The organism is Mesomycoplasma ovipneumoniae SC01, from assembly GCF_000218525.1.
GTDB classification, from domain to species: domain Bacteria; phylum Bacillota_I; class Bacilli_A; order Mycoplasmatales; family Metamycoplasmataceae; genus Mesomycoplasma; species Mesomycoplasma ovipneumoniae_A.
The window spans coordinates 14,948-27,203 of sequence record NZ_AFHO01000014.1 but is presented as its reverse complement, the minus strand read 5'-3'; the positions used below and the strand labels follow the sequence as shown (position 1 = coordinate 27,203).

The following is a 12,256-nucleotide window of genomic DNA, read 5'->3' as shown; positions in this document are numbered from 1 at the left end:
CTACTTAAAAATGATAAAAATTAAAAATTTGACTAAAAATTTTAACCGAAGAGCTATTTTCAAAAATTTTAGCCTGAACATTCCATCTAATGAGTTGGTTTTTGTTGTTGGACCTTCTGGGATTGGGAAAACTACTCTTATTAACCTAATCGCTAATTTTAGTCAAAAAGATAAAGGTGAAATTTTTTTTTATAAAGATAACAAAATTGTTAAAAACCCTTTAATTGACGTTGTTTTTCAAGATTTTAACCTAATTGAATTTGCTACTGGTATGGAAAATATTAAAATTGGCGCAAATGCAATAAATTTTAATATTGATGAAAAGAATATTGAAGAAAATGCAAGTTTTGTTAATATTTCAAAAGAAAATTTAGCAAATAAAGTGAGTGATTTATCAGGTGGTCAAAAACAACGAATCGCAATTTTGCGATCATTAGCCCGTGAATCTGACTTTATTTTGTTAGATGAACCTACTGGAAATCTTGATGTTGAAAATGCTGAAATTCTTTTTGAAAAAATACAAATATTGAAGAAAAATAAAACTATTTTGATAGTTAGTCATAATTTAGATCTTGCTAAAAAATACGGCGATAGAATAATTTACCTAAAAAATGAGTCTGTATTAGAAATTGATAAAATCGAAGAAATAAATAAGGGCGAATCTTTAAATAAAACTGATTATAATTTTAAATTTGAAAAAAAACCTTTAAAAATAAGTGATAAATTAAAATCAATTATTTTATTTTTGAAGCTAGATTTTAAAAATAAAATAATTATTACAACTTTACTAATTATAACATTTCTAATTAGCATTTTAAGTCTAAATTTATTTGCTACACTTGATACACAAGCAAATGCCGTTAACTCGCAACGAATTCATCAATACAATTTAGATTCTTTTGAGGTTCAAAAAAAGGGAATAGCGCCATTTTTTGACGGAGAAATCGAGAAATTCAATACTAAAAAAGACATTGTTAATAAAATTATTCCCGTTTATTCAACTCAAAACTTTGCTTTTACTTACAATAATAACGGCAAAGAATTAATTTCTGAGAAAAATGATATAGAATTAATCGACGAATCTGATTTTTTTAAAAATAGGTTTAAATTTGATGACAAAAACATTCAAGGTAATTTTATACAAAATGAAAATGAGATAATTATTTCAAATTCAGTTGTCACAAAATTAAAAATTACCGATCCTATTGGCAAAAAAATTAAAATTAAAGCTATACGTAATTCAAATGTTGATGAAATTCCAACAATTTTTGAGGCTACTATTGTCGGAGTAAACTATTCAACTGATGTATTCAACACAATACCCTCTTTTTTGCATTATAATTTAGCAAAAAAAATTGAAGAAGCTTTTTATGTTAAAAACACAGTCGGCGAGTCACTTTTCAGTGACATAATGATTGCTCCTTTGAATGCAAAAGGATTTGAAGAATTGGAAGTTGAAAAAAATCATTTTTTAAAAGATTTAAAGCTAGAAAATTTAAAAATTAGTAATGGTGAGCTTCCTAAGAATAAAGATGAAATTGTTGTTTCAGTTAACACTATTGATGAAATAAATAATATTATAGATGATTTAAACAATGGGAGTACTGACAAATACGAGAAGCTAAAAATAGGGTCTAAAGTTGAATTATCAAACAAAAGGGGGCAAAATATTCCTTTTAAAATAGTCGGAACTTTTGATCTAAAGGAAAACCATCATTTGCAGGAACAAAAATCTGAAGTTAACGCACCCGAAGAACAAAGGTCTAAACTTAGCCGCCAAATCATAATGCACAATGATGGTGATGAATATAGAAATGAAATAAGACCACGAGGTGCAAAAATATTCTTAAAATCTGAAAATATTAGTGAAAATTTAGACTCTTTTAAAAAGGATTTTCCAAATTTTTCATATTCAAATGATCTTGACTCAATAAAAACTTTACTTTTAAGGTCAACTTTTTTTGTGCAAGCAGCTTTACTTGTTATTCAAGTAATTCTTACAGTTTTATTGGTAGTTTTTTCAGTTCTTTATGCAAAAAATCTAACACAATCAAAGTTAAAATCAATTGGAATTCTTAAATCATTAGGCGAAAAAACTAAAAAAATCTTTTTCTTACACATATTAAATATTTTTGCAATTTCTTTCTTAATTTTAATATCAGGGCTAATAATAAGTTTGCCTAGCATGCCATATTTTTATAGTTTGATAACAACCGCTGATTTTATCAGTCCAACTTATACACAAATTTTTATCAATTTCATTGTAATTTGATTCTCAATTAGTTTGCTTATTTTTCTTATCTATTTCTTCATATCATTAAGATATTACAAAAAACCTGTTACTGAACTTCTTAAAAATAGTTTATAATTTTTTATGTCATTTTACATCTAAATTAGTATGCTAATTTAGACTTGATTTAGAAAAAATTATCACAAGTGGTTATTCAAATGAAATCAATTTTACTATTTTATAAGCTATTATTTTTTAAGCCCCTTTATATTGTTTCAAACGTTTTTTTAGCGTTGATTTTTCTAATAAGCACACCTCTTCAATTAGCATTTCCTGAACATATACTTATTTTAAGAATATTTGTTTTTGGTTCGCTTTCTTTGCTTATTTTTATTAACCTTTCAAGATACATTTGATTTATTTCCAAATACAAAAAAGAGGCTTTAAATTTGTCAAATGAAAAACTTAAAGAAAAGTATCCTCAACTTTTAAGAGTTGAAAAAAATTTACCTCTATATGCAACGCCCGTTTTAAATTATGAATTTTGACTAAGAACTAGATTACCTTTTATTGCTTCTGAATTTAATGAACAAGATCCTGACTATGAAGAAAAACAAAAATTTCTATACAAGATGCATTTAAGATTATACATTGTTGAATCATTTTTAGTTGTTTTTGTAATTGCATGCCTTACTTTATCTTTCTATTTTATATTACCAAGAACATTTTCAGTTAATCCAAGAACTAATAATCTTTATTTTAATTATAATCTTGTATTTTCGATAGTAACTAGTATTACACTTTATAGTATTGGTATTTTTACCACAGTGTGAATAATTCAATCAAAAACCAAAATAATACAAATTTCTAAAAATCTTTTGACTATTTCTGTTGAGGAATGCAAAAAAGCCTATAAAAGTACTTTTTTTAGATTTTATCTTCCTAAAAAAAGTTAAAACACAAAATTATGAACACTCCCTGATTTTATAAGTCCAACTTATACACAAATTTTTATCAATTTCATTTAGATTTGATTCTCAACTAGCTTCCTTATTTTTCTTATCTATTTTTTTAAATCATTAAAATATTCCAAAAAAGCTTTTAGTGAAGTTCTTAAAAATAGTTTATAATTTTATAGGCTCTATTATATCTAAATTAGTATACTAATTTAGGTTTGATTTAGAAAAAATTATCGCAGGTGTTTATTAAAATGAAATCAATTTTACTACTTAATAGACTAGTATTTCTTAAACCCATTTATATTGTTCCGAGCGTTTTTTTATTAATTATTATTCTATTAGGTACACCTTTTCAATACTTATTTCCCGAACATATACTTATTTTAAGAATATTTATTTTTAGTTCGATTTTCTTGCTTGCTTTTCTTACCTTTTCAAGATACATTTGATTTATTCCCAAATACAAAAAAGAGGCTTTGAATTTATCAAATGAAGAACTTGAAAAAAAGTTTCCTAAACATTTAAAAATTGAAAAAAATGCAGCTCGATTTGCAAAAAGAGTTTCAGATTATAATAATTGGTTAAAACTTCAATTACCTTTAATTGCTTCTAAATTTAATGAACAAGATCCCGACTATAAAGAAAAACAAAAATTTATATACAAGATTACTTTAAAATTGCACATTGTTGAATCATTTTTAGTCCCTTTTTTAATTGCATGCTATACTTTATTTTACTATTTTATAATTACAATAGCGGTTTCAACAAAAGATAATAATTTATCTGTTATTCCTAATTTTACATATGCGTTCATAACTGGTATTATATTTTTGGTTGTTGGTTCTGCTGCTTGAATATGATTAAACCAATCAACAATCAAATTAATACAAGTTATTAGAAATCTTTTGACTGTTTCTGTTGAAGAATCTAAAAAAGACTTTAAAAGTATTTTTATCAGATTTTATCTTCCTAAAGAAAATTAAGATTGTATAAATTTTTTACAAAATCAAAGCACAAATAAATTAATACTTTCAAAAAATAACCACCACAAACTAACCAATAATTTTTTATACTATTTTGTAGTCACAATTAATTTTGAATTTCAAAATTTTAAAAATGCAACTATCACCAATCAAAAAATAAGTTGATTTATTGATTGGTATAACATTTAAAAACTTGAAACAAAATCCCGCCAAAGTCGCGGAATCCTAAATTTAAAATGTCTGTGTGTTGCATTTAAATTTTATATGGGATGGAAATTATACCCTAAAATGAATTTTTGATTAACAGTTGAAAAATTTATAAACCTTCAAATACCGAAAAAATTTTTAAAAATTCCTATTTTAGGCAATACTTTGTATTTTAAACTATTTTCATTTTTAGTTTTTAAATTTAATCCTGATAAAAAAACAATAAAGCATTACTTTTTATTTGTAGCACTTTCTTTAATAAGTTATCCAGCCCCTCTTTTTTTAATTATAATAACATTGTTAATTACCGGTAATGCTGATTTTCTAAGGAATTTAGATTTAAAATTTTTTAATAATTATTTTATTCGTCATTTGATTGAAATAATTGTCTACTCACTTTTAATTGTTCCTTATTCCTATTTTTCAGGTTTTCTTCAAAAAATTTTTCATTTATATTTGGTAAAACAAGTTAAAAAAAATCTTGGCAAATTAGACACAAATAATAAATTCCCATTTTTAAACAATTTTAATTATACTAAACATTATGAATTTCTATGTCAACGAAAATTTTATGCGGGTGTTGAAAAAAAACATTGGTATAACCCAGAAAAAATAATTGAAAATATTTTTATTATTATCCAAAGTTGATGGTTAAAAGTTAATTGAAATTTGCCAAAATATTTTGCACATATAATTTTGGAAGTTTTTTTGTTCAACGCTACTGAATCTACAAATTCAAATATTTCTAAAAAAAACTGGAAAATCTTTTTATACGTTTATTTTACTTTTGTTTTTATACAACTTATATTAACTTGATATCCGTTTTGAATAATATATTATTTTATAATGGGACATGTATCTGAAATAAATGGCAATTTAAATGATACTAATGACAAAGCAATCCGATTATTACTCTCTGGTTTTTTTACTATAATTTTTGGTTTTCTCATGCTACCCACGCCGGCTTATTATCCTAAATTATGAATAACTTTTTGACTATTTGAGAAATAAATTTTTATTTTTTGATAGTATTATTAAAGACAAAATGGTTGATTCTTAGGCTAGTTTAACTAGTTTATTAATTTAATTTAAGGAAATTTGTTTTGTAAAAATGTATTTCTGATTGACTGTTGAAAAATTTATTAATTTGAAAATTCCTAGAGAATTTTCAAAAGTGCCTATTTTAGGCAATATTTTGTATTTTAGGTTATTCTTCTTTCTTGTATTTAAATTTAATCCTGATAAAAAAACAATCAAACACTTTGTTTTGCTATTTACGCTGTTTTTAATAAGTTATCCAGCACCACTTTTTTTAGTTATTTTAGTACTAATTTTTACGCTTAAATTTGATTTTTTAATTCATTTTAATACAAAAATTTTTGATAATTACTTTTTTCGACATTTTATCGAAGCAATTTTTTACTCGCTCCTGTTGTTGCCTTATTCATATTTGTGTAGTTTTTTCCAAAAAATTTTTAATTTTTACCTAGTGAAGAAATGTAAAAAAAATTTAGGTAAATTAGATACAAATAAACAATTTGATTTCTTAGCAAATTTTGATTTTGAAAAAAATTATAATCTTATAAAGAAAAAAAACGCTTATATTTGAATCAACGTAAGAAAAAAAGATAGATATAACCCTGATAAAATCATTGAAAATATTTTTGTTGTGATTGATGGTTTGTGATTATCTACTAGAGTATATTTACCTTCCTATTATTTTGATATATTTTTACACGTCTTCTCATTTAATACAAAAAGCGCTGAATTAAATCCTATTATTAAAAAACGGCAAGTTCGTTTCTTAATTATTTATCTATTTTCAGTTTTTATAAATTTTATTATGTTTTGATACTCGTTTTGAGTATTAACTTATTCTTTTAGTGTTACGATTTCAGCATTTGATGATTCTCGCTTAATCATCAACCATATTGTTCTAGTTTTGGCTGCTATTTTTATAGTGCCGTTTATTCTAGACCGGCTAATTAAATTTTTTGTATTTAAAATTTAATTTTTGTAAGGTTTTAAGAATGTTTTAATTTTAACTTTAAATTAGTAGAAAAATCTAGACAACTAGTTTTTATCAATGATTTTGAATGCAATACTTTTGTTAATTTTTGGTATAATTTTAAATTAACATAGTAATTTAAAATAAAGTAAGAAAAAAAGTTTATTATGCATGAGAATGTTAGTCAAAAATTAAATGGGCAAGTTTTCACACCAGATTTATTGGTTGAACTTATTTTAGATCAAGCTGGTTACAAAGAAAACATACTTAAAAAACATATTATCGATAACAGTTGCGGTAATGGCCAATTTTTAGTTAAAATTATTGAACGTTATTGTAGAGCTTTTTTTAGAGAAAATTCGAATTTAAAATCACTTAAGCATCAATTAGAAACTTATATTCATGGCATTGATATTGATGAAAAACATGTTAAAAATGCCATTTTTCGCGCAAATTTAGTTGTTCAAAATTATAAAATTGAAGGAGTAAACTGAGATTTTAAAGCTAAAAATACCCTTGAAATCGAACATTTTAACGGAAAAATGGATTTTGTTGTCGGAAATCCACCTTATATTCGCATTCATAATTTAAATAATAATAAATCGTTGAAAAATTTTAATTTTTCAACGATTGGTATGACAGATATTTACCTTGCTTTTTACGAAATTGGTATTAAAATGTTAAGTAAAAATGGAATTTTATCTTATGTTAGTCCATCTTCATTTTTTACATCCAAAGCTGGCTCAATTTTTCGGGAATTTTTATACAAAAATAAAATCATAAAATCAGTTGTTGATCATAAACATCACCAATTTTTTAGAGCAACAACTTATACAACGATTTTCACAATTGATAAATCGGTTAGAAATCAAATGGTCGATTATTATAATTTTGACAATAAAACAAATTCAATTTTTCTTGTTTCTAAATTAGAATATGAGCAATTTTATTTAGATGATAAGTTTTATTTTTCAACTCCAGAAAAACTAACTTTTCTAAAAGAAATCATTTACAACAAGAAAAAAAGTGATATTAGTATCAAAAATGGTTTAGCAACTTTGGCTGATTCAGTTTTTATTGGTGATTTTAACTTTAATTCTGAATATATTTTGCCCGTTTTAAAAGCATCAAATGGAAAATGAGCAAAAATCATTTTTCCGTATAATATCAAAAATTTCCAAATTATTTCAGATTCTGAATTAAAACAGCAACTAGAAATTTTTGAACACCTTAGTTTTTTTAAGGAAAAACTTCAAAAACGTAGCTTTGACCATTCAAATAAGAATTTTTGGTATAGTTTTGGACGAAGACAAGCTATTTCAGACACTGATAAGGAAAGGTTAGTTTTAAATTCATTAGTCAAAGAAAACAAGCCCTTAAAAATAAATTTAATTCAAAAAAACACCTGTATTTATAGTGGTTTTTACATTATAAGCGAGAAAATTGACTATAAATCAATTGCCGAAAAATTACAAAGTGAAGTTTTTCTTAACTTTGTAAAATTATTAGGAAAGTACAAAAATGGTGGTTATTATACTTTTTCAACAAAAGATGTTAAAAAATATTTAGACTTTATGTTTGGGACGTAAATGAAAAAATTAAATAATGATTTTTTAGAAATAATTAAAGAAAGTTTTATAACTTATCTTCATAAAGGTTCGTCAAGATCAACTGAAAAAATAAAGATAATTCATAGTTTTGTTGCTAATTCAATGTTGCAAAACTTAGGTCAAGATTTTAAAATATATTCATTAGGCGTTGATAACGGAAATCAATTTCAAAAAGAAGCTAAAATGATCGGTCGGTATTATGATAAAAAAGTAGATATCGGAATTGAATATAAGAATGAAATAATTGCCGGCATAGGTCTTAAGTTTGTTGTGCAAAATTATTTACAAAATTCAATAAATTATTTTGAAAACATGCTTGGAGAAACCGCTAATATTCGTAGTCAAAATAATAAATTATATTTTCAGATCTTAATTATTTTTGAACAGGTTCCTTATTTTTCTAAAAATAGAATTAACAAAAAATGGGAAAAATTAAATTATAAGAACTTTCTTAAATATGCAAAACTTTCAACTGAAAATCAATCAGATTTTAGACATATACCTAATAAAGTTTTAATTGTAATTATCAATTTTGCTTGCTTAAATTTAGAAAATAAATCTAAACACAATAATATATATGAAATTGAAAATTTTGAAGATTATAAAACGGTCGCTAATTTTCACCTCGACAATTGTTTCAATGCTTTTGAATTTTCAAATATACTAAAACCAATAGAAACACAAATCCAAAATTCAGTAATTATAAATGATTATGATGATTTTATTAATAGAATCAGTTATTTAATTAAAGGTTCTGTAAAAAATTAAATTTTTCGAATATTTAAAATTGAGAATTTTTCTATTAAATAAAAGTAAAAAACAACTATTTTATATAAAATATAAGTAGAAATTCTTGATTAAATTAGTAAAAAAATCAGAAAATTATTTTTTATACTAATTTATTTAGATTTTTACTTTTTTTTTTTTTTTTTGTTTTGGTAAAATTAAAAATATATGCTAGCAAAACTATTATTCTAGAAATATCCATGCAAAGATAGCATGGCATTATTTATTTTATACAAATTCCAAATGGAGGTGAAAATGAATCAAGAAAATAGGAAGGCAAATGTCGCATTACGGAAAAAAAGATTGATTTTAACAATCGGCTTAAGTCTTATTGCTTCAGGTCTAATTATTGGAATTCCAGTTGGACTTGTTTCAAATCTTTCTGTAACCAAAGATCCTTTATTTGATGTTCAAAAACAAGCTAATTCGATTAGTTCTATAAGTCTAAAAAGTGATATTGTTGAAAATAATACAGATTATTTTAGTCTAAAAAGTAAATTATTTGAATCTGATGGCACAAAAAAATCGGGGATAAATTTCACCGATTTTTTTGATTTTTATGCCCAAAACTCTAACTCCAATTTTGAAATTGTTGATTTTCAAAATGATTTTCAATGACAAAAATTCAAATTAAATATTACAGATATCGAAGCACTTGATCAAGAACAGTCATTTAAAATTTATTGACGGGTTTTGCAAAACTTGGACGATGGCAAAGTCGCAAATTCTGATCTTCATTCAGCAACAGTTGCTTATAATCGTCTATCAAGTCTGTCTAATTCCTCGCTAAGCAATTTTACAAGTTTAGCAAAAGCCGAACTTTCAAAATTAAGACCTTATCTTATCGCTGAATTTGATAAGTCACCAACAAGACAAATTGCAAAACTAACCACAGTTAGCGAATTTTTAACCAAGGTAAACTCGGCAAAATCAGCACTTGAAGCCTCAAAAATTATTAGTCAATATTTTAATCTTGAGTCAACAATCACAAATTTATTAAGAAATAAAATTAATAAATTTGTCGATGATGATAATTTTGCCAAAAATAAATATTCAATCGAACTTATCCAAGAACCAGTTCTCAAAAATGCTTATCTTAGCAAAACCCCTTTAAAAAACATTTATCGCGCTTATTTTTTAGCAAAATTTTCAGACGATTTTGCTAAACATAACAATCAAGATATAAAATCAAGTCCTAACTTCAATTTTGCAGTAGATCTTGATTTTTCAGATACATTTTTGGATGGAAGTCTTGCAAATGACATTGAATTATCACCTTTTTCTGACAGTGACTTCACTAATTTTAGTGATATTCATGAGCAAAGCAGTCAAAAAATCACAAGTTGAGAATTACTAAACTATTTAAAAAATCAAGTTTTTCCATCTTATGAAGAAAAACAAGCCTTTTACAAAAACTTATTAAACCAGATTTCTAATGTTCCTTTATTATCAAAAATAAAATTAAAAAATTACATTTCTCGTCTAAGAAATTCTGATCTTTTTTCTAAAATAAAAATTGATTTTAATGTTAATCCTGAAATGACCCAATTTGCCCTTGAAAACAATAAAGTTGTAACTCAATTTCATGGAAATATTGAAATTTATAATGAAAAAGACGAAATAATTGCCCAAAAACCGTTTGTTCAAAATGTTGGTGACTATTCAGTTTTAGTTAAAAATATTCCTGATTTAAGTTCAAAAGTTAAAGCTGTTAATTTTGAATTTAACCAAAAAGATGCCCAAATTTCCGAGCGAAATCCACTTCCAAAAGAAGAAATTCAAAAACTTGTAACTTCAGGCGACTTTACAAAACTAAAAAGTATTTTAGAAAATCCGCATTATTATGGGGCTAAATTTGACGAAGAAAAATTAAAGCTTTTAGTGCAAAAATATGATCTTATTCCAGTTGATGAATTAATTAGTCGCTCAAGATGAACTTTTACATATCCAGAAGAAGTTGCTGGAATTGTTAATATTTTATCTCCTGTCTTTCCATCTCAAGAAGAAATGTTAAGGTTTTATGCAACTTTAGCTAAAAACGATACTGCTTTTGTTGCAAAATATTTTTTTGACTGACTAAAAGGACTAAAATTAATTGACCCAACCCAGTCTTGACCTGACAATCTTGATAATCTAAATTTATTTAAAGAGTTGGCAAACATTAAAATTGAAGACAAAACAGGGTTTAATAATTTCTTGCAAGAAAAGGATAGAAATGCCAAAAAAGACATTTGGTTAATTTCAATTAATAACAATTATTGAGCTGAAAAAGGTCGAATGCCTTATAGTTTTTATCTTCACCCAAGGCTCAAAAATATTATTGATTTAATGGTTCAAAATGAACAAAACACCATTAATATTGATTATTATGTTGACCAAATAAAATCTGAATCAAGTAAAATTCAAGAAATTGATCCAACTATCGGGGACGAATATCGTTCACCAATTAAAACATTAACAGATTTTATTGTTGCTTTTTACCAAAATGTTTATTCTAATAAAACCGGTCTTTTGTCCGAACCTTTAGGTGATAATTTTGACTACAAAATTAATTTTGAAATTACTAGCCCAATAGCAACAGCAACTCAATTTGAAGATGACGACAGTTCACCTCGAAGCGGTTCTTTTTCAATTTTTAACCACGCAGCTCAAAGTCAATCAGCAAACTCTAATCAATCCAGCGATTCTAAATCTGAACCTACAACAAAAGTTGAGCCAGATCCAAAAGTAAATCTTAAATATTGATATGAAGTTGGCCCAGTTGATCGAAACGGAAAAATTATTTCAGTAATTTATAAAACCCAGCCAAAACAAATTGAAATTTCAACTAATAAAGACGGAATAATTATTCCCGAAGAAATTGAAAAACTAAATAATTTTGTTGATAATTTCCGCACAACAACTCTTCCAACTTATTTAGATAATAATGATTTTAATGATCTTTGGACAAATATTAATCGTCTTGTTGGTGAAAAAGAAGATTATGTTGATATCACAGAACTAATTAAAAAATTCCCGATGTATTCTTATTTTAGTTTACACTATCCAGAATTTGGGTTGGCTGTTAAAAAAGATGCTGTTAAAAAACCGGTAGAACAAGTAAAACCAACAGAGCCAGCGGCAACGGCATCAGAAACAGCAACGCCAGTAGCAACACCGACAGCAGAAACGGCGGCAGAATCACCAGCAGAACCAGCGACACCAGCGCCTGCACCAACAGAATCAACATCAGCGCCCGCAGAACCAACACCAAAAACAACAGAACCAGCAGCACAAACCCCAAGCTCTACTGGTGAACTTGCGGGTGTTTATGAAAATTATCCAGGCACAGATACAATTAAAGTTCTTCATTTTTATGTATATAACAAGAAAAACCCGAATGAATTTTCAACTAAGAAATTGAAGTTTTTTGTATACAAAACTGATAAATCATTGCTAAATTCATAAAATTATTTACTAAAAATAGAAGGTCT

The 12,256-nt window shown here is 25.5% G+C and carries 8 protein-coding genes; all 8 read left to right on the top strand.

The features are described 5' to 3' along the window. Positions 1 to 2,368 (top strand): ATP-binding cassette domain-containing protein (locus MOSC01_RS0103105; protein WP_010321336.1); only part of this gene is annotated, 2,368 nt, incomplete at its 5' end. An 80-nt stretch (positions 2,369 to 2,448) separates the two neighbouring features. Continuing rightward, positions 2,449 to 3,186: a hypothetical protein gene (locus tag MOSC01_RS0103100; RefSeq protein WP_010321335.1), complete on the top strand. Its 738-nt coding sequence runs from the start codon at positions 2,449 to 2,451 to the stop codon at positions 3,184 to 3,186. 254 nt (positions 3,187 to 3,440) lie between these two features. Next, a complete protein-coding gene (locus MOSC01_RS0103095; RefSeq protein WP_010321334.1) occupies positions 3,441 to 4,172 on the top strand; it encodes a hypothetical protein in 732 nt (243 codons plus the stop codon). A 288-nt stretch (positions 4,173 to 4,460) separates the two neighbouring features. After that, positions 4,461 to 5,390 carry a hypothetical protein gene (locus tag MOSC01_RS0103090; protein ID WP_010321333.1) on the top strand — a complete coding sequence of 310 codons (930 nt, stop codon included), beginning with the start codon at positions 4,461 to 4,463 and terminating at the stop codon, positions 5,388 to 5,390. A 100-nt stretch (positions 5,391 to 5,490) separates the two neighbouring features. Next, the gene (locus MOSC01_RS0103085; protein ID WP_010321332.1) at positions 5,491 to 6,390 is read left to right on the top strand and encodes a hypothetical protein; all 900 of its coding nucleotides are present in this window, start codon (positions 5,491 to 5,493) and stop codon (positions 6,388 to 6,390) included. Between the two features lie 164 nt (positions 6,391 to 6,554). Continuing rightward, entirely contained in the window at positions 6,555 to 7,976 is a 1,422-nt protein-coding gene (locus MOSC01_RS0103080) for an Eco57I restriction-modification methylase domain-containing protein (RefSeq protein WP_010321331.1), read from the top strand. After that, complete coding sequence (locus MOSC01_RS0103075) at positions 7,977 to 8,765, top strand: hypothetical protein (protein ID WP_010321330.1); 789 nt, start codon at positions 7,977 to 7,979, stop codon at positions 8,763 to 8,765. 273 nt (positions 8,766 to 9,038) lie between these two features. Then, on the top strand, positions 9,039 to 12,230 hold the full coding sequence (locus MOSC01_RS04725) for a P97 family adhesin (RefSeq protein WP_010321329.1): 3,192 nt from the start codon (positions 9,039 to 9,041) through the stop codon (positions 12,228 to 12,230). Positions 12,231 to 12,256: the final 26 nt, after the last annotated feature.